At 46.7% G+C, this 24,657-nt stretch carries 26 protein-coding genes; 1 reads left to right on the top strand and 25 read right to left on the bottom strand.

Annotated features, from left to right (window positions below):
• Positions 1-223 precede the first annotated feature (223 nt).
• From N5C46_RS17855 to N5C46_RS17840, 4 genes are all read right to left on the bottom strand, one after another.
• Positions 224-1,654: a sigma-54 interaction domain-containing protein gene (locus N5C46_RS17855; RefSeq protein WP_261749655.1), complete on the bottom strand. Its 1,431-nt coding sequence runs from the start codon at positions 1,652-1,654 to the stop codon at positions 224-226.
• A 196-nt stretch (positions 1,655-1,850) separates the two neighbouring features.
• Positions 1,851-3,068: an L-2-hydroxyglutarate oxidase gene (lhgO, locus tag N5C46_RS17850; protein ID WP_261749654.1), complete on the bottom strand. Its 1,218-nt coding sequence runs from the start codon at positions 3,066-3,068 to the stop codon at positions 1,851-1,853.
• 27 nt (positions 3,069-3,095) lie between these two features.
• Entirely contained in the window at positions 3,096-4,031 is a 936-nt protein-coding gene (glaH, locus tag N5C46_RS17845) for a glutarate dioxygenase GlaH (protein ID WP_261749653.1), read from the bottom strand.
• Positions 4,032-4,273: 242 nt separating this feature from the next.
• Positions 4,274-4,612: a DUF3870 domain-containing protein gene (locus N5C46_RS17840; protein ID WP_420720421.1), complete on the bottom strand. Its 339-nt coding sequence runs from the start codon at positions 4,610-4,612 to the stop codon at positions 4,274-4,276.
• A 172-nt stretch (positions 4,613-4,784) separates the two neighbouring features.
• On the opposite strand from N5C46_RS17840, the gene N5C46_RS17835 reads away from it, so the two are divergent.
• Positions 4,785-4,937 (top strand): Fur-regulated basic protein FbpA, encoded by a 153-nt coding sequence (locus N5C46_RS17835; protein WP_082386330.1) that lies wholly within the window; start codon positions 4,785-4,787, stop codon positions 4,935-4,937.
• Between the two features lie 52 nt (positions 4,938-4,989).
• Here the strand turns inward: N5C46_RS17835 and trxB are convergent, their stop codons facing one another.
• The 21 genes from trxB to uvrA form a co-directional block, all read right to left on the bottom strand.
• Positions 4,990-5,937 carry a thioredoxin-disulfide reductase gene (gene trxB / locus N5C46_RS17830; protein WP_034764251.1) on the bottom strand — a complete coding sequence of 316 codons (948 nt, stop codon included), beginning with the start codon at positions 5,935-5,937 and terminating at the stop codon, positions 4,990-4,992.
• A gap of 152 nt (positions 5,938-6,089) precedes the next feature.
• Positions 6,090-7,601, bottom strand: coding sequence for a tetratricopeptide repeat protein (locus tag N5C46_RS17825; RefSeq protein WP_261749652.1), 1,512 nt, complete (start codon positions 7,599-7,601; stop codon positions 6,090-6,092).
• A gap of 125 nt (positions 7,602-7,726) precedes the next feature.
• On the bottom strand, positions 7,727-8,356 hold the full coding sequence (gene hisIE / locus N5C46_RS17820) for a bifunctional phosphoribosyl-AMP cyclohydrolase/phosphoribosyl-ATP diphosphatase HisIE (protein WP_261749651.1): 630 nt from the start codon (positions 8,354-8,356) through the stop codon (positions 7,727-7,729).
• Positions 8,353-9,111, bottom strand: coding sequence for an imidazole glycerol phosphate synthase subunit HisF (gene hisF, locus N5C46_RS17815; RefSeq protein WP_261749650.1), 759 nt, complete (start codon positions 9,109-9,111; stop codon positions 8,353-8,355). Before hisF ends, hisIE begins: the two co-directional genes overlap by 4 nt.
• On the bottom strand, positions 9,105-9,839 hold the full coding sequence (hisA, locus tag N5C46_RS17810; protein ID WP_261749649.1) for a 1-(5-phosphoribosyl)-5-[(5-phosphoribosylamino)methylideneamino]imidazole-4-carboxamide isomerase: 735 nt from the start codon (positions 9,837-9,839) through the stop codon (positions 9,105-9,107). Before hisA ends, hisF begins: the two co-directional genes overlap by 7 nt.
• A complete protein-coding gene (gene hisH / locus N5C46_RS17805; RefSeq protein ID WP_261749648.1) occupies positions 9,836-10,471 on the bottom strand; it encodes an imidazole glycerol phosphate synthase subunit HisH in 636 nt (211 codons plus the stop codon). Before hisH ends, hisA begins: the two co-directional genes overlap by 4 nt.
• Positions 10,472-10,474: 3 nt before the next feature.
• Positions 10,475-11,059: an imidazoleglycerol-phosphate dehydratase HisB gene (hisB, locus tag N5C46_RS17800; protein ID WP_261752370.1), complete on the bottom strand. Its 585-nt coding sequence runs from the start codon at positions 11,057-11,059 to the stop codon at positions 10,475-10,477.
• Between the two features lie 58 nt (positions 11,060-11,117).
• On the bottom strand, positions 11,118-12,389 hold the full coding sequence (hisD, locus tag N5C46_RS17795; protein ID WP_261749647.1) for a histidinol dehydrogenase: 1,272 nt from the start codon (positions 12,387-12,389) through the stop codon (positions 11,118-11,120).
• Positions 12,390-12,558: 169 nt separating this feature from the next.
• Positions 12,559-13,182 carry an ATP phosphoribosyltransferase gene (gene hisG, locus N5C46_RS17790; RefSeq protein WP_261749646.1) on the bottom strand — a complete coding sequence of 208 codons (624 nt, stop codon included), beginning with the start codon at positions 13,180-13,182 and terminating at the stop codon, positions 12,559-12,561.
• The gene (locus N5C46_RS17785) at positions 13,179-14,366 is read right to left on the bottom strand and encodes an ATP phosphoribosyltransferase regulatory subunit (RefSeq protein WP_261749645.1); all 1,188 of its coding nucleotides are present in this window, start codon (positions 14,364-14,366) and stop codon (positions 13,179-13,181) included. Before N5C46_RS17785 ends, hisG begins: the two co-directional genes overlap by 4 nt.
• Positions 14,367-14,695: 329 nt before the next feature.
• Complete coding sequence (locus N5C46_RS17780) at positions 14,696-15,235, bottom strand: acyltransferase (RefSeq protein WP_261749644.1); 540 nt, start codon at positions 15,233-15,235, stop codon at positions 14,696-14,698.
• Positions 15,232-15,882, bottom strand: coding sequence for a pyrophosphatase PpaX (gene ppaX, locus N5C46_RS17775; protein ID WP_224521932.1), 651 nt, complete (start codon positions 15,880-15,882; stop codon positions 15,232-15,234). Before ppaX ends, N5C46_RS17780 begins: the two co-directional genes overlap by 4 nt.
• Positions 15,854-16,819: a nucleoside recognition domain-containing protein gene (locus N5C46_RS17770; protein ID WP_261749643.1), complete on the bottom strand. Its 966-nt coding sequence runs from the start codon at positions 16,817-16,819 to the stop codon at positions 15,854-15,856. The genes ppaX and N5C46_RS17770 overlap by 29 nt, the downstream gene beginning before the upstream one ends.
• 19 nt (positions 16,820-16,838) lie before the next feature.
• A complete protein-coding gene (gene lgt, locus N5C46_RS17765) occupies positions 16,839-17,675 on the bottom strand; it encodes a prolipoprotein diacylglyceryl transferase (protein ID WP_261749642.1) in 837 nt (278 codons plus the stop codon).
• 31 nt (positions 17,676-17,706) lie between these two features.
• Positions 17,707-18,642 (bottom strand): HPr(Ser) kinase/phosphatase, encoded by a 936-nt coding sequence (hprK, locus tag N5C46_RS17760; RefSeq protein ID WP_261749641.1) that lies wholly within the window; start codon positions 18,640-18,642, stop codon positions 17,707-17,709.
• 128 nt (positions 18,643-18,770) lie between these two features.
• The gene (locus N5C46_RS17755) at positions 18,771-19,421 is read right to left on the bottom strand and encodes a lipase family protein (RefSeq protein ID WP_261749640.1); all 651 of its coding nucleotides are present in this window, start codon (positions 19,419-19,421) and stop codon (positions 18,771-18,773) included.
• A gap of 103 nt (positions 19,422-19,524) precedes the next feature.
• On the bottom strand, positions 19,525-19,881 hold the full coding sequence (locus N5C46_RS17750; protein ID WP_034764302.1) for a phage holin family protein: 357 nt from the start codon (positions 19,879-19,881) through the stop codon (positions 19,525-19,527).
• Positions 19,881-20,084: a PspC domain-containing protein gene (locus N5C46_RS17745; RefSeq protein ID WP_061810172.1), complete on the bottom strand. Its 204-nt coding sequence runs from the start codon at positions 20,082-20,084 to the stop codon at positions 19,881-19,883. Before N5C46_RS17745 ends, N5C46_RS17750 begins: the two co-directional genes overlap by 1 nt.
• A gap of 21 nt (positions 20,085-20,105) precedes the next feature.
• On the bottom strand, positions 20,106-21,236 hold the full coding sequence (locus tag N5C46_RS17740) for a DUF4097 family beta strand repeat-containing protein (protein ID WP_261749639.1): 1,131 nt from the start codon (positions 21,234-21,236) through the stop codon (positions 20,106-20,108).
• 22 nt (positions 21,237-21,258) lie between these two features.
• On the bottom strand, positions 21,259-21,573 hold the full coding sequence (locus N5C46_RS17735; RefSeq protein WP_261749638.1) for a magnetosome magnetite crystal formation protein family: 315 nt from the start codon (positions 21,571-21,573) through the stop codon (positions 21,259-21,261).
• A gap of 209 nt (positions 21,574-21,782) precedes the next feature.
• On the bottom strand, positions 21,783-24,656 hold the full coding sequence (gene uvrA / locus N5C46_RS17730) for an excinuclease ABC subunit UvrA (RefSeq protein WP_261749637.1): 2,874 nt from the start codon (positions 24,654-24,656) through the stop codon (positions 21,783-21,785).
• Between the last annotated feature and the right edge of the window lies 1 nt (position 24,657).

The following is a 24,657-nucleotide window of genomic DNA, read 5'->3' as shown; positions in this document are numbered from 1 at the left end:
CTTTCAACCGTAAAACCGAAAAAGATTCATTTTTGAATCGAAATAAATCGTTTAGAGGAAAAGTTGCTGTTTCCTTGATTCAATTGTGTATCGTTTGATTTATTTTTGAATCGAAAGATGATTATGTCTATATCTTTTTATCAAAAAAGGCCAATTCAAAGAACTTACTAATCTTTGAATTGCCCTATATCTTTTAAAAGAGTTGGAGCACCTAAAACGATTTCTACTCTTTTATTTTCAATCTATACTTTTTCAATTTTCTAACTATTGTAGGCTGACTTGTTCCTAAAGCCTCTGCTATTTCATATGTGGTATGACATGTATTAACAGCAAGCGAAAGCACTTTTTCTTCTGCTATTTCCACCGCTTCTTTGAGTGTCATCAGCTCTGTAAACACCAAACTTGAATTGTTGGATTCTTTATATTCTATAGGAAGATCCCGTATGGTTAATTCCTTTCCTTGAGTGGTGATTACCATTCGTTCAATCAGATTAGAAAGTTCCCTGACATTCCCCGGCCAATTGTAGCGGTAAAAGAAATCGTTCAGTTTTACATCGATTATTTTATCTTTCCCGTACTTGTGATTCGTCTGCTGTAAAAATAATTGAATCAGTGGCAGAATATCATCTCTTCTCCCCTTCAGCGGAGGGATCGCTATAGGGATCACGTTTAATCGATAATACAAGTCTTCCCGAAACTCACCATTGTGCACCATCTCTTTCAAATTACGATTTGTGGCGGCAATGATCCGTACGTTTACTTTCTTTGATTTGGTGGCCCCCACACGACGTATCTCTTTTTCCTGAAGCGTCCTTAAGAGTTTCACTTGCAATGCCAGCGATAATTCACCCACTTCATCCAGAAATAGAATCCCGTTATCTGCAAGCTCGAGCATTCCCGGCTTTCCATTGGAATTCGCCCCTGTAAACGCTCCAGCTTCATATCCGAATAGCTCTGACTCTAATAGATCTGGCGGAATGGCTCCACAATTAAGTTTAATGAACTCCCCCTGCTTAGCCCGTATACTTTGGCTATAAATAAATTTAGCCAATACATCTTTCCCTACACCCGTTTCACCTAAAATCAATACTGTGGCATCCACATCGGCAATGCGTTCTGCCATCTCATAAATCAGTTTCATTTGATGACTTGCAATCACGACGTCCCCGTCTCTTTTAGTAACGCCTTTTAATCGTTCAATTTCCTTTTTGTAGCTATTGTTTAATTCATTCGCTTTTTTTAAGGCCGTTTGCAACTCATTCAGTTCAGATAAATCCCGTATGTTGGTGACTACTTTTTCTATTTCGCCATCATCATTAATGACTGGATTACCCGTGATCAGAGTTTCTTTCCCTGAGTAATTATATTGAACCGTAGAAACAGACCTCTTTTGTTCGATTACCTTCTGTGTGACGGAACTCTTTAGAATTCCCCTTTTCATCAAAGCATCCACACTTTTGCCTATGTAATATTCTTTTGGGATACCTGTAATCCGTTCTATTGCAGAGTTCGTTTTAAGGGTCACTCCATTTTTATCCGTTATGTAGATGACATCGTACGAGCTTTCAATAATCGCCTCTAGTTCACGATTCAACGTCCTTAGCTCTTTTACTTCCTGTGTGACTTGTTCTAATTCGGATAATTCGGTATTCACGACAACCCCCACCTCTCAATTAACAAGTGAATTTCGATAAATTTAGTTGTATTTCTTCTTATTTCTCCAAAAATCCCAAAATACCTCCCGTATCGATCAATCTATGAGAAATGGCATATAAGAAGAAAAGATGAGGGAGGGAACCAAAAACGGGACCCTGTTATATAAATAGGGCCCTGCGTTTAGGAGTCTCGGATTAAGAATGGATAAATACCCTTGGACTCATTTCAAGTTCAGGGACTTTATCAGCAATGGCTTTCCCTATAGGGAAACATGCTGTAGCTGCAGGTGAGGGGGCATTGCAGACGTGAATGCTTCGTTTACCCGGAACAATGAAGAAATCGTCGACCAATGTTCCATCTGATTGAAGGGCCTGCGCCCTTACACCCGAAGAAGCCGGTACAAGATCTTCTTCCTGAACGGAAGGAATCAGTTCCTGAAGACTTTTGACAAAGGCCTTCTTACTATAGGATCGCCACATTTCCTTGGCGCCTTCTTTCCAATACTTTGAGGCCAGCTTCCAGAATCCTTTATATGTCATCACTTCTGAAAGGTCCTTCACATCAAAATCCGTCTTTTTGTATCCTTCCCTTTTCAAACTGAGCACGGCGTTCGGACCGGCTTCGACCCCTCCCCCGATCATTCTTGTGAAATGGACGCCCAGGAATGGAAAATCCGGATTTGGCACAGGGTATATCAGATTTTTCACAAGATGATGCTTTTCAGGTATTAATTCGTAATACTCCCCTCGAAAAGGAATGATCTGTAAATCGATTTCTACCCCGGCCATCTTTGTCACCCGGTCGCTTTGCAGTCCCGTGCAATTGACTACAAATTTTGTCTGAAAAGTCTTTTTGTCTGTTACGATCTCAACGTTGTGGTCATGCTCCATCACTTGTTTGACTTCTGTATTTAGATGCAGCTCTGCTCCTCGCTTCGTTAAATCATGCACCATCCTCTCACAGACTTGTTTATAATCAACAATACCGGCTTGGGGTACCTTTATCGCTTTTATCCCTTTCACATAAGGTTCTTCTTCCTTAATTTGTTCCTCACCAATCAGCGAAAGGTCCAGCCCATTCGCCCTCCCCCGTTGGAACAAATTCTCAAGCTGCGGAAGTTCAGATGGTTTCGTAGCCACAATCACCTTTCCACATTGATCATAATCCACCCCATGTTCACGGCAGAACTGAATCATTTGTCTGCTTCCCTCCGTTGCAAACTTTGCTTTTAAACTGCCTGGTTTGTAATAGATCCCGGAATGGATGACGCCGCTGTTATTTCCGGTTTGATGCCTGGCCCAGGCGCTTTCCTTTTCTAATACAGCAAGATTCGCATGAGGGAAACGCCTGCTTAATGAGAAAGCCGTTGATAAACCAACAATGCCTCCCCCAATGACAATGATATCTTTCATTCTTTTCCCTCCTAATGGCAACCACTCTTAAACTTTCGCAAAATATCCTCTTTGTCTTAATAATTCACGGTATAAGCTTGGATTTTTTTCAAATGCGGCCCTTCCGTGGAGCCAGAAATGATTGTTGATCATCACGATGTCACCTATCGGTAGAGGCAGGGCGATAGTAGCGGCACTGTTCTCCATGGAATCGGAAAGCTCTTTTAAATACGTTGCTTGTTCTAACGTTGCAGGGTAAGCGAATTGGTCAATGAAGCAGATGCAGGGCTTGCCGTTTTGTTCATAGAAGGTTTGATTGTAGACCGTTTGACTCACGTTTTTACTTGAAGGTGCTTTGTATTCAATACGTGCCGTCGCCAAGGGATGGTTTGAGAATCTCTCTAAGTCCTCCCAATCGTCTAAATGAAGCAACCGGGATTCTCCTCCAACGGCATTCTCTTCAGCGAATTTCATCATCAACAGCCAGTCCGTCGGCTCATCCACAAACGTACCATCTGTATGCAATGTGAATAAACGATAAGCCTGGCGCAGGTATGAATCGCTGCTATCCGTGTCTTTCACGTTGAACCTTGCGTAGTAGGTGCTGGACATGGCATCGAAGTTGACTCCCCCTACAAGATGGGTCAGGGCTGTGGAGAATTTGACATAATCTTGATCAGACACCGTTTGGTTCTGCATCCCAATGGTAAAACCTCCGGACGTTCGATCATGTAAAATGGATCGGATCGTCTCCACAAAGGTTTCCCCTGCAATTTTCTGCAGCCGTTCTGCCAACACCAATCTCATATATGGGACATATTCCAACTGCTGTGCATTTACATCCTGATTCTGTTCCAAAAATGTGCGAAGTACCCCGTTACTCACTTCGATGGAGTAAAGTCGATGATGATAAGGATGCTCCTTCACCTCAAATGTATCGTATTTACCCGTAAACGATTTTAAACCCTCTTGAATCACGTTCATGTTTTCTCCTCCTTTTTATTTAAGCAATAAAAATAGCCAGCTATATCAATCCTTGCACACATGTATGCAAAGAATATGATACAACTGGCTACGGCCTACTTACGGCTTCTGGCAGGAAGTCCGATAGGCTTAACAGTTTATTTTAGTTATGGCTAGTGAAATAAATTACTGATCATGGAAGGGGAACCTTCCTAGGAGTAATCTGATAACTATAGTGTATTAAATCATCAGGGCTTTGTCAATTATTTATTAGAAAATTCTAATTTTTCACTCTGGTTGATGTAAAGATATTGTTTATAAGCATCTTTTACCGCAGCAACCAATGCCGATTGGGCTTTCCCGTGGTAATGTCCCTCAATCTCTTCAATGATAGGTTGGAGACCATCAAGCAAACTATGTCCTTTCAGTAATTGATCCAAGAACTTTTGGGCATGACCGGTCGCTAGTGTACAGGATGCATCGAGAATTACCCAGTATTTTAAATCCGTCTCTAGTGTAATCGTTAATGTTTGATGAATATCACTTGCTGCCATCCCCTGCGGCAGCTTGGCATGACCAGCCAGCATGACTGTTTTTTTCAATGTGAGACCTCCCTGTTGGTATGCTACTCAACTTGAATAAGTATCTTTTATATATGGATTCGTCATTGTACTCTGAATCCCTTTATCTCTGGAAGGAAACTTTACAAAGTAAATGATTTCCTATTCCATCCCCTTTACACTACCCTTAAGAATCCAAAAGGAGTGAACACGCATGCCATTTTTACGTGAAGCCGTTGAACGACAGAGACAGCAGTTTATCCGTCGGTTGGTAGAAGCTGGTGTTTACAAGCCATGTGATGAAGGATTGAAGAAATTGACCCTGTCGGAGTTGGTGTATGTGTTTAACAAGCATAAGAAGAATTGACCCATAAAAAAAGCCTGACGAGAGGGATCCCCTTCCGTCAGGCTTCGTTACATTAACCGTTTTTGACTTTTTCTTTCAGCTCTTCGATGTAGTGCTGAGCGGTTTGCGCGGCGATGCTGCCGTCGCCTGTTGCTGTTACGATTTGGCGAAGTTGTTTTTCACGGACATCGCCTGCTGCAAAGATACCAGGTACCTTCGTTTCCATTTGTTCGTTTGTTTCGATGTATCCTTCAGAGTTGATGATTCCGAGGTTCGCGAATGGCTTCGTCAATGGAAGCATACCGATATAAATGAAGACACCATCCGCCTGGAAGTCTGTTTCTTCTCCATTTTCAGTGGATACAAGAGTAACACTTCCGACTTTACCGTCTTTATCGTTGATTTCTTTTATTGTATGGTTCCAGATGAAATCCACTTTCTCGTTATCAAACGCACGCTGTTGAAGGATCTTTTGAGCACGGAGCTCGTCGCGGCGGTGAACAATCGTCACTTTGTTAGCGAATCTTGTCAGGTAAACCCCTTCCTCAACGGCAGAGTCCCCTCCACCTACGACAACAAGGTCTTTTCCTTTAAAGAATGCCCCGTCACATACGGCACAGTAAGATACTCCGCGTCCACCCAGTTCTTTTTCACCAGGAACACCGATTTTCTTATATTCTGCACCTGTTGTGATGATCACGGCACGGGCCTTGAATTCTTTTGAACCGGTTTTGACGATTTTGAAATCCTCGCCGTCCACGATTTCCTTGATGTCTCCGTACGCGTATTCCGCACCGAATTTTTTTGCATGATCGAACATTTTATTAGAAAGATCAGGTCCAAGAATATGGTCGAAGCCAGGGTAGTTTTCCACTTCTTCCGTATTCGCCATTTGTCCGCCCGGCACTCCTCTTTCAAGCATAAGCGTTGAAAGACTTGCACGTGACGTATAAACAGCTGCAGTCATTCCTGCAGGGCCTGCACCTACAATGATTACATCATAAATTTTTTCTTCAGACATAATGACATTCTCCTTCCGAAACAGTCGTAAGCACATTCTTTATTCAATACTATGGCCAAAGGTTGGAATGGCGTCCAGAAGCCTTCAACCTATAGTATTTACTTCCTACACCTATCCTATAAAAAATAGGTTCATATCGTCCAAAAATATGCTCAGGGCAGGTAACTTTCCACGACCGCTATATATTTTGTCAGGGTGCTTGTGGATAAGTCGAACCTGTCGCAAAGCTGCTTCTTCGTCACCTTTTCATTCCGCAGGCGATTCCAGACGAATTCCGTTGCCGCTGCAAATGCTTTAGCATTCTTGAACGTTTCCCGTTCTTTGATGCCCCGGTAGGCAATCGTGAACCACGTAAGGAATAAGCCGGATTCCACGCTCGTAATCGGGTGATGATCGCCATATAGATGAAGGGCGACCTGATGCATATTCTGGATTTCCTGATTCACTTTGATCGAACTGTTGCCGTTACTATTCAGTACCTGCGCCAAATACACCTTCTCGACGATGGACAGATCCTCTACATCACAAAAATCTGCGTGCGTGAGGATGGCCCTCTGATTATCTGAGATGGAGGTCAGGAATAGGCCGAATAATTTCTCTTCCGTATACTCACTTTGAAGTTTTTTCAAGATGGATGTGACGTGATTTTCAAAACCATCTGCTTGCTTTTGGTCGTTCCACGGCTCGAGCCCTTCTTTTTCCGGGTTGACCTCCAATACCTTTTTCCACGCATTGCGGGCCGTATCTTCATGACCCGTTTCATAAGCGGAATAGGACAACCAGTAATAGAAGCTTGCGTCGCCTTCAAAGCCGATCTTCTGAAGGGACTTCAACCAATCATACGCACGCTTTGAATGCCCCACAAGGGCAAACGTGGCCCCAAGCTTGTAGCGGTGCTCATGGAGCAGGGGACGGACCTTCTCGAGACCCTGGATCAATCCCTCCAGCTCGTCATGGCGCTTTTGATAGAAATAAAAGACCGCCGTATTGCACAGTGCATGAAGATTACCCGGATTCTTCTCAAGCACCTCTTCCAGGGTGGCGGACGCTTTATCCACTTCCCCCAGATAGAAATAGGCAAGGGCGAGATTATTATAAGCGGACCAGAATTCCGGATAGTCACGGATGACTCCCTGTAAAGTATCCACAGCTTTCTGGAAGTGACCGGATTCGAGGAGTTCCCTTGCTTTTTCCTGCTGGACGATGAGCTCATCATGCTCATACAGATCATCGACAATCAAGTCGGAATCGAGTTCCAGAAGCTCCAACAGGTCTTCGGCATCCTCGACGAATTCACCATATTCTTCTTTATCAAGATATGTGGAGACCTGTTCATACGCTTCTTTAAATAAGCCAAGGTGGGCATAGTTATTGGCCAAGAAATAATGGCATTCCGTCATATGGGGATCGAGATCCTCCAGTATATTATGCAATAAATCATTGGAACGCTTGTATTCGCCCAGTTCTGTATACACAATCGATAATTGACAGGCAATCATCGGTTCAATCGGTTCTAATTGAAATGCTCTATTTAAATATTTTAACGATTTCTTAAGTTCACGACGTTGATAAGCTTTCATCCCTTTGTTGTAGTAATACTCACCAGTCGGGACAAAAGACAACACTTTCGCTTCTTGACTACTTAATTTTGACCCTTTTCTCATCAAAGTCCTCCGAAACGTTCATAGTATAACTACAGTAGTATATCATACAATACACCCGTACTAAACTACCATATTTTGAGGGACGGACCTTCGCGCCAGGCGCGAAGGTCCGTCCCTCAAGGGTGTTATTTATTATGACGTTCCACGAGGACATCCAGGACCGTTTCTAGTGGGAGTTTTTGTTCCCTTAATAAGACAAGCACGTGGTAGAAGAGGTCGGCGACTTCCCATTTCAATTCTTCACTGTCCCTGTTTTTGGCGGCAATGATCACTTCTGATGCTTCTTCCCCTACTTTTTTCAGGATTTTGTCCACTCCTTCTTCAAAAAGATAGGTTGTGTACGCTCCTTCAGGACGCTCGATTTCACGATTTTCGATCAGTTTTTCCAGAGTGAGAAGGATATTTTCTTTTGATGATTTCCCCTCACCAAAGACTTTTTCATGGAAACAGCTGTCCTCACCCTTATGGCAGGCAGGTCCTTTCTTCGAGATGAGGACCAGAAGTGCATCTTGATCGCAATCCCACGTGATATTCTCGACCGTTTGTGTATTCCCGCTCGTTTCACCCTTATGCCAAAGTTCTTGGCGTGACCGGGAATAGAACCATGTTTCCCCTGTCTCAACGGTTTTTCTAAGTGAGGTTTCATTCATATAGGCTAAAGTGAGGACATCCTTCGTTGCAGCGTCCTGTACGATGGCAGGCACAAGGCCTTTGTCGTCGTACTTCACGGATGTGATCCAATCAGTGTTTGTCATCGTACGTGCACCTCTTCTTTCCGTAAGTAGCTTTTTACTTCTTCTACACTCGTTTCTTTATAATGAAAAATGGAAGCTGCCAGGGCCGCATCTGCTTTCCCTTCTGTGAACACATCTTTAAAGTGGACGGCATTCCCGGCACCGCCGGATGCAATCACGGGAATCGTCACCGCTTCGCTGACCGCCTTTGTAAGGGCCAGGTTAAAGCCTTTCTTCTCTCCGTCGCTATCCATGCTCGTGAGTAGGATTTCCCCCGCTCCGAGGGCTTCAACTTCCTTCGCCCATTCTACAGCATCAAGGTCTTTCAGCTTCCTGCCTCCGTGGGTGTAAACCTTCCATCCATTGGTTTCTTCGTCATATTTGGCATCGATCGCCACTACGATACATTGGGAACCGAAGTAATCGGCCCCTTCCCGGACCAGCTCAGGCCGAAGTACGGCTGCCGTGTTCAGGGAGACCTTGTCCGCCCCTGCCCGGAGGATCGCTTTCATATCCTCAACCGAATTGATCCCTCCACCTACTGTAAAAGGAATCGCCAATTCCGCTGCCACATGTTGAACGACTTCGACCATGGTTTTCCGTCCTTCGTGTGATGCGGATATATCCAGGAACACCAGTTCATCCGCACCTTGCTCATCGTATACTTTGGCAAGTTCAACGGGGTCCCCCGCATCCCTCAGTTCCACAAACTGGATGCCTTTTACCACCCGGCCGTCATTTACGTCCAGGCAAGGGACGATACGTTTCGTTAACATGACCTCACCTCGTTTACAGCCTCACTGACAGTGAACTTCCCCGTGTAAAGGGATTTCCCGCAAATGGCACCCGATACGCCCCGGGATTCATATTCCTTTAATGTCTTCAGATCTTCCAATGAGCTAATGCCTCCAGACGCAATCACTGATTTCCCCGTTTGTTCGGCAAGATCCACAACTGCTTCAACATTGGGACCAGATAACATTCCGTCTGTGGCAATATCGGTAAATATGAATGTTTCCGCACCGGCTTCAGCGAGTTCCTTTCCAAGATCGACGGCTTTAAGAGCAGAGGTTTCAAGCCACCCATGGGTCGCCACATAGCCATCCTTCGCGTCAAGTCCGATGGCAATCTTATCTCCATATTCCTGAAGCCATTCTTTCACTAATTCCGTGTTGGATACAGCGATGCTGCCAATGATGACACGGTCGACACCCCTGCTCAAATAGTGTTCGATATCTTCTTTGGATCGGATGCCCCCTCCGATTTGAACCTTGGCATCGAGTTTTTCTGCAACGGCAATCACGAATTCATCATTGATCCGGGAGCCTTCCTTTGCCCCGTCAAGATCCACCATGTGAATCCACTCTGCCCCTTCACCGGCGAACTTTTTTGCCATATCGAACGGGGAGTCTCCATAAACCGTTTCCTGATTATAATCCCCTTGCACCAATCGTACGCATTTCCCGCCCCGCATATCGATGGCAGGATAAATCGTAAAACTCATGAGACCCTCTCCTTCACTCGTTTCGTAAAGTTTTCTAACAGCTGCATGCCGAGCTCCCCGCTTTTTTCAGGATGGAACTGCATGCCGTATATATTGTCACGGCTTACAACGGCTGGGATTTCCACCCCAGCGTAATCTGCGCTTGCCACAATCACGTCCTTGGATCCTTCATGCACATAATAAGAATGTACGAAGTAAACATAGCCTTCCGTTAATCCTTCTAAAAGGGTGGAGTTTTTCTGGTAACGGAGAAGATTCCAGCCCATATGAGGAACTTTATAGGCATTTCCCTCTCTGTCTTCTTTCGGGATACGAAGCACTTCCCCAGGCAGCAGAGCCAATCCCTTCGTCGTTCCATTTTCCTTACTTTCCTCAAAAAGGAGCTGCATGCCCAGACAAATGCCAAGGAGCGGTTTGCCGCTTTCCGCAAACGTCAGGATGGTTTCTTTCAGATGGGTGGTTTCAAGTAGACCCATGGCATCCTTAAAGGCCCCGACCCCGGGCAGTATCAACCCATCGGCACTCAATAGCTCTTCTTGAATATCGCTTATAAAGTAAGGGACGTTCAATCGTTCCAGCGCTTTACTGACACTGAACAGATTTCCCATTCCATAATCCACAATTCCGATCATGAATCATAACATTCCCTTCGTTGATGGTACCCCTTTTACCCGGGGATCGATCGTGGTCGCTTCATCCAGGGCGCGTCCCAGTGCTTTGAAGATCGCTTCGATGATATGGTGGGTATTGTGACCGTAATGCACGATGACATGAAGGTTCATCCTTGCTTCAAGGGCCAGCTTCCAAAGAAATTCATGAACAAGCTCCGTATCGAATGTCCCCACTTTCTGACTCGGAAGTTCTGCACGGAATTCAAGATGGGGTCGGTTACTCAGGTCCACCACGACCTGGGCAAGGGCTTCATCCATCGGGACCATGGCCGATCCGTAACGCTTGATGCCTTTCTTGTCTCCGAGTGATTCAAGCAATGCCTGTCCGAGACAGATGCCGATATCCTCTGTCGTGTGGTGATCGTCGACCTCCGTGTCCCCGTTTGCCTCTATCGTACAATCGAATTGTCCATGCTTCGTGAACAGATCCATCATATGACTCATGAACGGGACCCCTGTCTCGATGCTCGAATTCCCTTCCCCATCGATGCCAAAACTCAACCGGATATCTGTCTCATTCGTCTTACGCACAATCTCTGCACTTCTCACCATGATGTCCTCCTTTTTGGAGGGACGGACCTCCCATGGGAAGGTCCGTCCCTCTTCCCTATTTCTTATCGAATCGAATTTCCACTGCCCTTGCATGGGCTTCCAGCCCCTCTAATCGGGCAAGCTTCGCGATTTTTTCGTAGTTTTTCTTCAGTGCCGTTTCACTATAGGATATGACACTTGTCTTCTTCATAAATTCATCCACATTCAACGGACTTGAGAAACGGGCTGTCCCGTTCGTCGGCAGAACATGATTCGGTCCTGCAAAATAGTCCCCGACAGGCTCGGAGCTGTATCGTCCGAGGAAGATCGCTCCCGCGTGGCGGATTTTTGCCATCGTTTCAAAGGGCTTATCCGTCAAGATTTCCAGATGCTCGGCGGCGAGCTCATTGACGAGCTCAATTCCTTCCTCTAAATCTCTCGTCACATAAATGGCACCATAGTCGATGATGGATTGACGGGCGATCTCTTCACGGGGAAGAGTAGCCAATTGACGCTCAACTTCTACGGATACCTCTTCCGCAAGAGCCGATGAATTGGTCACGAGGACGGATGATGCAAGCGCATCATGCTCTGCCTGAGAAAGAAGGTCTGCAGCGATTTCATCAGCCCGCTGATTTCCGTCGGCCAGTATGACGATTTCACTCGGTCCGGCGATCATATCGATATCCACATCACCAAACACTTCCCTTTTCGCCAGGGCAACGTAAATGTTCCCGGGTCCCGTGATTTTATCCACAGGCGAGATGGATTCCGTCCCGTATGCAAGTGCGGCAACGGCTTGAGCACCGCCGACTTTAAAGATTTCCTCCACTCCCGCTACCTTCGCGGCCACGAGAACCCCCGGAGATAATGTCCCATCCTTGCCTGGAGGTGAAACCATTGTAATCCTCTTTACCCCTGCCACCTTTGCCGGCAGTACATTCATCAAGACGGAGGATGGATAGGCAGCAGTCCCACCCGGAACATACACACCAACCGAATCAAGGGGTGTGAGCTTTTGACCTAACATCGTCCCATCCTCATCCGTTGTGAACCACGATGACCTCTTTTGCTGTTCATGGAAGGCACGGATATTATCCGCCGCTTCTTCAATGATGGAGACCATTTCCGGATCGAGAGCGGAGAAAGCTTCCTCTATCTCACGCTCAGATACCTTGTAGTTCTCCAAATGGATTCCATCGAATCTCTCTGTATACTCACGTACGGCACTGTCTCCATTCTGCTTCACAGAAGCAATGATCCCCTGGACCGCCCTGCGCTGCTCCTCCGTACCACTATCCACAGAGCGCTTAATCGACGCCCCGCTTATATCCCTAATAATCTTCACAGAATTCACCAACCTTCAAGAGGGACGGACCTGTGATCAGGACCAGTCTCCATATGTAATCTCTATTTAGAGGGACGGACCTCGTTTTCCACTGATATTCCGTCCCAAAAGCTTCTTAAATGCCTGCCAACGCTACATTCCGGACTCGAACAAGAGAGGTCCGTCCCTCTCACCCGATGATGCGTGTGAGCCGGGTGACGAGGTCTTCGATTTTTTCGTCTTTCATCCTGTAGCTGACGGGGTTGACGATAAGGCGTGAGGTGATGCCGACGATGGTTTCGTATTCGACCAGGCCGTTTTCTTTCAGCGTCCGACCCGTGGATACGATATCGACGATGCGGTCGGCAAGACCGATCAATGGGGCGAGTTCGATGGAACCGTTCAATTTTATGATTTCCACCTGCTCCCCCTGTTCCCGGAAATAGGATGAAGCGACATTCGGGTATTTCGTCGCGATCTTCGGCGCCACATCACTCATCTTCGTGTTCCGCAGTCCCGCTACCGCCAGATAGCATCCGCTGATCCTGAGATCGAGGAGCTCGTAGACGTCCCTTTCTTCTTCAAGCATGACATCCTTCCCCGCAATCCCTAAGTCAGCGACCCCATGTTCCACATAGGTCGGGACATCCATCGGTTTCGCGAGGATGAAACGCAAATCCTCTTCGGGCACTTCGATGATGAGCTTTCGTGAATCATCGAATTCAGGTGGAAGGTTGTAATCGGCCTTCCTTAATAGTTCCACTGCTTCTTCGAATATCCTGCCTTTAGGCATGGCAATGGTTAATGAACTCATGATGTCTCACCGCCTTTCCGGTCCTGTCCCACGACGAAGTGGACGTTGCTGAACCCCTTCGTGAACTCGTCCACATCACCTACACCCTTCCAGTTCTGCAGTACAACCTCTACCCCTTCATTCCTCAAGTCACGCGCCAGGCCGATGGCTTCCTTCCTGCGCTCATCACTGAACAGTACACACTGCTGAAGGGTGGAAGATAATTCAACCTGCATGGCTTCCAATACGTAGTCAAGGCGCAATCCGAAGCCTGTCGCCCCGGAGTTCTTACCGAACTTTTCAAGGAGCTTATTGTATCTACCGCCATTTCCGATGGCAAACCCGACATTCTCCCCGTAGACTTCAAATAAAATCCCGGAATAATAGCTCATATGGCTGACAAGGCTCAAGTCGAATTTCACATATTTCTCCACTTCATAATCTTTTAAAATACTCCACAGATCTTTCAGTTGCTCCAGTGCACCAAGTCCTTTTCCTCCCTCTAGGAGGCTATGCGCTTCACCGAGTACATCTTCCGATCCCCGTAATTGCAGGAACCTGAATAGCCGCTCTTTATCGATGGATGACAGGGCCAATTCGTCGACATGCTGACGGTAGCCCACGTAATTTTTTTCATATAAATATCGTCTTAATGTGTCTGCCCGTTCTTCGGTTCCGACGATTTGAGTGAACAGTTCCTGTACGAACCCGATATGCCCGATGGAAATCTTGAAATGCTCCAAGCCTGCTTCTTTGAGGACCGATACCATAAGGGCAATCACTTCGGCATCGGCACTGACGGAATCATCCCCGATGCATTCGATCCCCACCTGTTCGAATTCTGCCGGCCGTCCGCCTTCCCGCTGCTGTGCCCTGAAGACTGAATTGGAATAGGCAAGTCTGAGAGGCGCTTCTTCTTTCAATAACTTTGACGCTGCAACCCGCGCGATCGGGGCTGTCATATCGGGCCTCAACACGAGTGTATGCCCCTGTTGATCCAACAGCTTGAATAGCTGTTGATCGAGGATTGCCGATGCTTCCCCGACGGTTTCATAATACTCCAGGCTCGGGGTTTCGATGAACCGGTACCCCCACAGCTTCATGGCCTGTTCCATTTTCTTCTTCGTCTGATCTTTGATTTCATATAAATCAGGAAATGTATCTCTCATTCCCAATGGCTTCTCGAACATAAATAAATTCGTCATAAGAACCACCTTTGGCGTATTAATTCATCTATTTTTCCCTTAAGGAAGGATTGTTACTACTTCTCGATTATTCAGAAATCCTTTAGTTCGCTAATGTGCTAATAAAATAAAGTTATTTGTAGTGTAGCGTTTCTTTTTTTATTCGTCAACCGTTTTTGGGGGTGACTGGTCGGGGAAGTGTTCCGGGAGTTGAATGGTGATGAGGGGGATGGGTTATCTGTCGTTTACACGATACATTTGCCATTCGACAAATTCCGTTGTACTTCCTGCCCACTTTCACAAAAATAAAAAAGGCAAAGACAGAATTCACTCTATCTTTGCCTTTTCCCTTATTTTTCTTTATTCAATCCATAGATGCTATCTTCCCGCCATCTTTCGGCCAATTCGTCTTTCGTATAGATGACTTTCATCGGGTTCCCACCGACGAATGCCCCTGCCGGCACGTCTTTATGTACAAGGGTACCTGCCGAGACGATGGCACCGTCACCGATTTTCACGCCCGGTAAAACCGTCGTGTTGGCACCGATCATCACTTCCGATCCGATCTCCACCTCACCCAGGCGGTACTCTTTGATCAAATATTCATGGGCAAGGATCGTCGTATTATAACCGATCACCGTATTTCGACCCACGGAAATCTTCTCCGGAAACATTACATCCAGCATCACCATCAGGGCGAATGACGTGTGTTCTCCGATCTTCATTCGGAGAAACGTTTTATACAGCCAATTCTTCATTCCTAAAAATGGCGTGTAACGGGCGAGCTGGATGACGATGAAATTTTTGACGACCTTCCCGAATGATACGGTTTTGTATACGTGCCAGAGGGAATTTGCTCCTTCAACAGGATAGCGGGTCGTCCGTCTCATGCAGTCGGGGCTCCCACGATCGCTAATAAATCCCTCATGTTTTCAAGCATGAAGTCCGGCTCATAATGGGCAAGATGCTCTCTTCCCTTGGCACTCCAGGCAACACCGGCCGACAGGACGCCTGCATTTTTCCCGGCTAAAATGTCGTGGTGATTGTCTCCGATCATGATGGCTTCACCTGGGGAAGATCCCAATGCCACCAATGCTTTTTCGATCGGTTCCGGATGGGGCTTCGCGTTCTCCACCTCATCCAGGGTGATGATGACGTCAAAGAACGGGCGTAGATTCATCAGATCCAATCCCTTCAATACCACATCACGGACCTTCGTCGACACGATCGCTAATTTGTATCCATTGTCGTAAAGGGTCTTCACGGTTTCATAGACTCCCTCAAACTCTGTTACGAGGGAATCATGGTGCTCGTGATTGTAGGCGCGGTAGTGAGCGCACATTTCTTCCATCTTATCGGGATCCAACCCGCCGAAGGACTCTTCAAGAGGCGGTCCCATAAATGGGTGTACGTCTTCTTCCCCGTATTGCCCCGGATAATAATGATTCAATGTATGCAAAAAGGATGAAATGATCAGATCATTCGTGTTGATCAATGTCCCATCCAAGTCAAATAGAATTGTTGTAATCCTGCTCATAATGCAGCTCCTTTTCTTTCTTAGCATCAACTTTATTCCAGATATACGCCACCAGCATAGTTAACAGGATCGCAGTCACCAGCCTGATCAAAAGAAGTGGCAGTACAGGGATGCCAAGGGGGATGAAGATCACGGTATCCTCCACCACTGCGTGACATGCCACTAGAAAGAGGAAAGCGATCGTGACATCTTTCTTACTGACCCCATCTTCCTTGACCGCCTGAATCATGACACCCGCACCGTAGGCGAGACCGATGACGAGACCCGCCACCATCGTCGTCGACGTATTCTCATTCATCCCGAGGGCCCGTGTAGCCGGGGACATCCAGCGGGAAAATGCGTCCATCCATTTCAAATCTTTCATCACCTGGATGATGATCATCAGAGGAATAACGATCAGGGCCAATTGCAGGACACCGAATCCAGCTTTTTCAAGGCCAAGCAAGACGATTTCTCCCCATCCATCGGGCTCCGCCTGCTGTGGGGGCATCATGCCATACTTGGCAATGTCAGATCCCCCGTTCCATACGAGATTGATGATGATGGCAGACAGGAGAGCAAGTCCGATCCTTACGGTGACAATCAGCCAGATCTTTACGCCCACTTTTGAGGCGACCGTCGATTCAATGAACAAATTATGTGAGAAAGACAACATCACCGCAATGATGAATACTTCCTTCACCGTTAAATCAAGGGACAATATCCCACCGATCCCTGCGTATAGGTTAAGAAAATTCCCAAGGACAAGGGGAATCGCCGCATCACCGGAAAGACCGAGAAGCCTCATGAACGGCGAGATCTTCTCCATGATCCACGGCAGGACCGGTGTGTATTGCAGCAAAAAGACGATCAGCGTGATGGGAAAAATGACTTTCCCCAGCGACCACGTCGTTTTCAATCCTGTGAGTCCGCCATTTTTCAAAGATGACATCCACATAGTTCCCTCTCCCTTTTTGTTATGCGTTCACCGTATCTGTCTTTTCATCGTATGCCTTTTGGGCAAGACCCGCTTTTCTTCTGTAAACGAACACAGCGATCGCGGCAATGATCAGGACGATGGAAATCACTTGAGCGAACCGTAAAGATCCGAGCATCAGACTATCCGTCCTCAGCCCCTCTACATAGAATCGCCCGATTGAGTACCAGATCACATATACGAGGAACAATTCTCCCCGTCTCAGCCAGTCAGCTTTTCTTCTCAGCACCAGCAGCAGGATCAACCCTGCGAAACTCCAAAGAGATTCATATAAGAAGGTAGGCTGGTAATACGCCCCGTCAATGTACATTTGATTGATGATAAAATCAGGAAGCTTTAAACTTTCAAGGAATGAGCGCGACACTTCACCACCATGGGCCTCCTGGTTCACAAAGTTCCCCCAACGTCCGATCGCTTGACCGAGGATGATGCTTGGTGCAGCGATATCCGTCAGCTTCCAGAAAGACAAACCTTTTATTTTTGCAAAAACAACCGTGGTGAGGACGGATCCGATCAACGCACCATGGATGGCGATCCCGCCATTCCATACTTTGATGATATCCCCGGGGTGGTCCGCATAATATTCGTCCCACTCAAAGGCAACATAATAAATCCTGGCACAGATAATGGCGATGGGAATCGCCCAGACGAGCAAATCGATGAAGGTATCGGGATGAAGACCTAAACGCTTGCTTTCACGGATGACTAAGTATAGTCCCAGTGCAATTCCAAGTCCGATGATGACTCCATACCAGTGTACCTGGATCGGACCTAGGGAAATGGCAATAGGATCGATTGGCGTAATATTCTCGTTCATTGTGTCTCTCCTTTTTTATTATATGTAAAGCTTAGATATCTTCATTCTCCCCGTCTTCAATCACATCAGCCAGACGGTTTGTAAATTGTTCGGCGGCATTGACGCCCATCCGTTTCAGGCGGAAGTTCATGGCAGCCACTTCGATGATGACGGCAAGATTTCGTCCCGGGCGGACCGGCACGGTATATTTCGTAATATCCGTATCGATGATTCTCATTGTCTCTTCTTCGAGTCCAAGGCGGTCATATTGTTTCGTTTTATCCCACAGCTCAAGATTGATGCACAGGGTAATGCGTTTGTAGTTTCGCACGGCTCCGGCACCGAATAGCGTCATCACATTGATGATGCCGAGTCCCCGGATCTCAAGGAGATGTTCGATCAACTCAGGAGAGCTGCCGATCAACGTATCCATGTCTTCCTGTCTGATTTCCACACAATCATCGGCGACAAGGCGATGCCCTCTTTTTACTAGCTCAAGGGCGGTTTCACTTTTCCCGACGCCGCTTTTTCCGGTGATCAATACACCGACCCCATAGATGTCGACCAATACACCGTGGATGGCCGTCGTAGGAGCAAGCTTACTTTCCAAATAATTCGTCAGTCTGGAAGAAAATCGTGTCGTTTTCATGGATGAACGCATGACAGGGACATCATATCGATTCGCTGCTTCCACCAGCTCATCCGGTATCTCCAGGTCTCTTGATATAATGATACCAGGGGTGATATCTGTACAGAGCGCTTCCATCCTGCGCTTGCGTTCTGCTTCATCCAGCAATTCGAGGAAGGATAATTCGGTTTTCCCCAGTAATTGAATCCGTTCGGCGGGATAGTAGTTGAAATACCCGGCAATTTCGAGTCCGGGACGGGAAATATCACTCGTCGTAATCGGTCTATGTAAACCCTCTTCTCCGCCGACAAGGTCCAATTTAAACTTCTCGACGATATCTTTTGTGCGAACTTTAGCCAAAAGTAGCTCCTCCTTCACGTTACACTCGCTTCATATTTATAAGCGTACTCTAACCTATTTTAGCAATAATGGAGAAAAGCGCAAGGAGGCTTGCTTGGTCAAACCCATGAAGAAAAGCGCAGCACAGGCTACGCTTCTGAGAATGCTTTGATGATCGACATGATCTCTTTATGGGTGGAGATGGAATCGAGTACCCTGAAGCCATGTTCAAGGCTATGGTTGACCCCTTTGACCAGATGCATCTCCAGACGTTGATTCCTTTTAAGTTCATTGAATCGTCCCTCATCATAATGACGATCCTCATCCCCGATGATACAAAGCCCCTCCTGCTTACTATCCAACATGGCCTGAAAGATTTCATCGTCTTTCAGTAAGGGGGTCAACCAGATGAACTTGGCATCCTGCAGGAACTCCCTTGCTGCTTCATGACATAACGCTAATGTCCCGAACGACTTGGCCACTATGTGGATATGTGGATAGGCATGATCCAGCAATACTGCGTCGACGATTTTATTCACATCGTGCTTCAAAGCATCATCGACCTCGTCTACAGAAAATCTTTCGTAGTCCGCACCCGTATATTGATAGTTAACATGCAGCACGTCATATCCATTCTCCAGATAAATGCCTGTCGAATAGTGAAGCAAAGGTGCCTGCACGGTGTAACCGAGCCCCGGCAAGAGGATGGCGATCCCTTCAGCGTTTTCTCCCTGGGATAATCGTGTGTACGCTACATCTATTTCCCCATACCCCTTGATCACACCTGATGTAATTTTCATATGAACCTCACTCCCCTTTCCAAGTATTTCTATTTCAAAATAGAAAACCCCTTTTTTGATCATAAAAAAACTCCGGCTAGAGAAAACCGGAGTCCTTTTGTATTCATTTCTCTTTCATCGGGTCGAGCACCGCTTTCTGGATCACCAAATTGGCAAGTGACAAAATGATCGATGCCAGAAAGGCCATGCCGAAACCTGATAGTTCAAAACTGCTTCCCATCAGTCCATCCGTCAGTAATAACGTAATGGCGTTGATGACGAATAGAAACAGTCCCAGTGATAAAATTGTGACCGGCAATGTCAGGATGATCAAAATCGGTTTCACGAGCACATTCAGAATCGACAGGATAAAGCTCGCTCCAATCGCCGCTCCGATCCCCGACACTTCAAACCCGTCAAAAAAGCCGGCTAATGCAATAAAGATCACTGCATTGATTAAAATCCCAATAATCCATCTCATTATCTGATGGCTTCCTCCTCATGTGGCAGCACGAAGGCCAATAAACCATATACAACAGCCAGAGGGAAAAATCCCGTTGGAATGAGCAGGATGATGAAGATCACCCTAAGGATCGTTGAATCAATCCCTACATAACGGGACAATCCTCCAATCACCCCGGCAAGCTTTCGGTCAGACCTTGATCGTGCTAATCGTTTTTTCATCATTATTCCTTCTTTCTCATCTTATGCGTTGTCCTTATTAACATTCTTCTGTTCATGTTTTTTTATGAGGACAGATCCCGCTTTTGTTTCCGCAAAAAGATGAAGCTTATCCGCTGAATCCGTCTTACGGCTGAAACGGATCGATTTCTGTACCACTTCATTTTTTTCCTCTAATACATCAATACCCTGCAGTTCGACCTTGAAACTACCGAAATTCGATTTGGCTTCACCGGAAATATTGATGTTTTCAGGAACATACAAATCGATATTCCCCGTCACTGTTTTTGCATGTACCGTATCGGATTTCTCTCCGGTCAGGGCACATACGATATTTCCATTCAGGGATTGAACGTCTGAGTACGAAATATCTCCTTCCACGTGCACCTTGCCGTTAATGGATTCTGCCTCCACATGATCCGCTTTCGCGTTCAAAATGGAGATCGCGCCGTTGGACGTTTCGACTTCCGCTTTCTTAGCAGTCAGGCGGTCGATCTGGATCTTCCCATTGGCTGCCTTGGCACGGAGGTCTTGAACATCTAAATTCCCCGCTTTTAACCCACCGTTGAACAAACGGACAGAAATCCTTTTATACTGGTGTTTCGGGATATATAGCTTGGAGTCCACCTTCATCCACTTTAATTGCGTCGAGTAATAGAGCGTATCCCCGTCAACGGCAAACGACGTATTCTCCATAAACTGCTTTCTAGCTTCTTCATGGTCTTCCGTGCGATACACCTTTGCTTCACATTCCACCCGAACTTCCTCACCATCCCATGGAATCATCTCCACCTTCCCATTGGCCACATCGATATCAATTTTTTCAAACTCCGTATTGGGCTGCTGGTAGACATGGGACAATTCCACCGACTGATTCCATTGAAAGTCGAAGTCGAAATTCTTGATCTTAGAGAGGGCCGAATTCATGAAATCAAGGAGCTTATCTTTCGGGTTCCCCGAATGGGATGAGTGCTCTTTTTCACCCTTTTTTTCGTCTTGAAAAATTGATACAAACTCATCAAGGAAATCCTTCTCTTTTTTCGGTTTAGATGCATGCGGCTTTTCTTCAAGTGCTTCCAATAATGCCACTGCTTCCTGTGCCGATATCGTTCCGTTTTCCAACATATCCAAAATGCGTTTACGTTCTTCATTCATACTCTTTCATCCCCTTTATTGATTATAAAAGTACTTTGATGCCCTTATACACATTCCAAATGACCACGACAACACTAAGTAATATGGCTAAACCGATCATGATGACGGTAAAGACAGGCAACCCCGCCCCACTTGCGAAAACCCCCATATCCATAACCAAACCTGCGAACACAAGGGGAACCGCTACGACCGGTAACAAGTGAGATAAAAACGCTGATTTGGCATCCTTTTTCACGTGTGGATTGTCTGATACGAAATAGACGATCAGGGGAAAAAGGAAGCCGGCAAAAAATATACTAAAATAGCATAGAGCGGACAGAACCTTATTGGTCTCCATCTTCATCATCTCCTCTACTATTATTTACGATACGCTGGGCAAAAAGTTTCAATGCATTTGTTATAATCTTATTTTCTCATATGGGATGTGTGCCTAGACTCCATCTGAAGGCTGAGTTTGGGTAGGTATGGGGAGGTGTTTTTCTATATTCCCCGTTTGGATGCGAGCATGAAGTAAAAGAGAGATGCTCGATGCATCTCTCTTTTGGATTAATTGGTGACTTCTTCTTTTTCGCGGATTTTCTTTTTCATCCGTTCACGATCGCGTTCAAGGACCGGTTTCAGGTATTTCCCTGTGTAGGAGCCTTGTACTTCGGCCACTTTTTCAGGGGTGCCGGTTGCGACGATTTTGCCGCCTTTGTCCCCGCCTTCCGGACCAAGGTCGACAAGGTAGTCGGCTGCCTTGATGACATCGAGATTGTGTTCGATGACAAGGACGGTGTCCCCGTTTTCAACGAGTCGTTGAAGGACGACAAGGAGACGGGCGATGTCATCGACATGAAGTCCAGTCGTCGGCTCATCAAGGATGTAGAGAGAGCGGCCTGTCGAACGGCGATGCAATTCAGACGCCAGTTTCACACGCTGGGCTTCCCCGCCCGATAGCGTGGTGGCCGGCTGCCCCAATGTGATGTAGCCTAGACCCACATCAAAGATGGTCTGCAGCTTACGCTTGATCTTAGGGATGTTTTCAAAGAATTTCACTGCATCTTCGACGGTCATTTCAAGGACGTCGGAGATATTTTTATCTTTGTATTTCACTTCAAGGGTTTCGCGGTTGTACCGCTTTCCATGGCAAACCTCACAAGGCACGTACACATCCGGCAGGAAGTGCATTTCAATCTTGATGATCCCGTCTCCGCGACATGCTTCACAGCGGCCACCCTTGACGTTAAAGCTGAAGCGTCCTTTTTTATAACCACGGACCTTTGCTTCGTTTGTGGTGGCAAAGACATCGCGGATATCGTCGAACACACCTGTATAGGTCGCCGGGTTGGACCTCGGCGTACGGCCGATCGGTGATTGATCGATATCAATGACTTTATCCAGATGCTCTATGCCCTTCACTTCTTTATGCTCACCAGGCTTTGATTTTGCGTTATGAAGCTTTTGAGCCAGTGACTTGTGGAGAATTTCATTGATCAGCGTACTCTTCCCTGATCCTGATACCCCGGTCACAGCTGAGAAGATCCCTAAAGGAAGCTTGACTTTGACATTGTTCAAGTTGTTTTCCTTCGCACCCACAATTTCCAGGTAACGGCCGTCTGGCTTGCGTCTTTCCTGTGGAAGGGGGATGAATTTCTTCCCTGATAAATACTGGCCGGTCAATGAGTTTGAATCATCCATCACTTCCTGTGGCGTTCCGGCTGAAACCACTTCCCCACCATGAACCCCGGCTCCAGGTCCGATATCAATCAGATAGTCCGCCGCCATCATCGTATCTTCATCATGCTCTACAACGATCAACGTATTACCGATTTCACGCATATTCTTTAACGTATCAATCAGTCTATCATTATCCCGCTGATGCAAGCCGATGGACGGTTCATCCAGGATATATAGCACCCCGGTCAGACGGGATCCGATCTGAGTGGCCAGGCGAATCCGCTGTGCCTCCCCGCCTGAAAGCGTCCCTGCCGCACGGCTGAGTGTCAGGTATTCAAGACCTACATTTACAAGGAAGCCAAGTCGTTCACGGATTTCCCTGAGGATCAGGTTGGCAATCTTCATATCTTTTTCGGAGAGTTGGAGTTTTTGGAAGAACTCTTCTGCTTCTTCAATCGAAAAAGCTGTCACTTCGCCGATATGAAGGGAATCCACCTTCACGGCGAGGCTCTCTTCTTTCAAACGATGGCCGTTGCAGGCAGGACAATCCTGCTGCGCCATGTATTTTTCCATCTGCTCCCTGATATAATCCGAGCTCGTTTCACGGTAGCGTCTTTCCACATTCGGAATGACCCCTTCGAAACGAAGATAGTTCTCCCGGACCTGGCCGAAATCGTTCTCGTAACGGAAATAGATTTCATCCTTACCGGATCCATAAAGGATCTTATCCATCTGATGTTTCGGGATATCCTTTACCGGGATGTCCATGGGAATCTCATAATGGTCACAGACCGCTTTCAACAGGGATGGATAATATTGAGAACTTGTCGGTTCCCACGGGGCGATCGCATGCTCATCAAGGGTACGGTCCCAATTGGGGATGACGAGTTCTTTATCCACCTCAAGCTTGGTCCCCAGTCCGTCACAACTTGGGCATGCCCCGAATGGACTGTTGAACGAAAACATCCTTGGCTCAAGTTCCGTGATGGAAAATCCACAGTATGGACAGGCATGATGTTCACTGAATAGAAGCTCATCTTCCCCGATGACATCGATGATCACCTGACCATCCGCCAGTCTCAGTGCCGTTTCAAGGGAGTCGGAGAGGCGGGCTGCCACTCCTTCCTTCACAACGATACGGTCGATGATGACTTCGATGGAGTGCTTTTTATTTTTCTCCAATGAGATTTCTTCACCAAGGTCCTGTACCTCGCCATTGATGCGAACACGTACGAACCCCTGCTTCTTGATGTCTTCCAGTGTCTTTACGTGGGTGCCTTTCCGGCCCGAAACAACGGGTGCCAGTACTTGCAGCTTCGTTCTTTCAGAATATTCAAGGACCCTGTCCACCATCTGTTCAATCGTCTGGGAAGTGATTTCGATCCCGTGATTCGGACAGATCGGTTTTCCGACCCTCGCAAACAGCAGACGAAGATAGTCATAAATCTCCGTTACGGTCCCAACCGTTGAACGGGGATTGCGGCTCGTCGTTTTTTGATCGATGGAAATCGCCGGGGATAACCCTTCGATGGCATCGACATCTGGCTTATCCATCTGACCGAGGAATTGACGGGCATAAGCAGAAAGGGATTCGACATATCGTCTCTGTCCCTCTGCATAAATGGTATCAAAGGCAAGGGAAGATTTCCCCGAACCAGACAGTCCGGTCAAGACGACCAGTTGATCCCTAGGGATGTTGATATCTATATTTTTTAAATTATGAGCCCTTGCTCCTTGTACGATGATTTGATCCTGCGCCATA

It is taken from the genome of Rossellomorea vietnamensis (assembly GCF_025398035.1).
GTDB lineage: Bacteria > Bacillota > Bacilli > Bacillales > Bacillaceae_B > Rossellomorea > Rossellomorea vietnamensis_B.
Note: the sequence above shows the minus strand (reverse complement) of the source record. Positions and strands in the feature narration are given on the sequence as shown.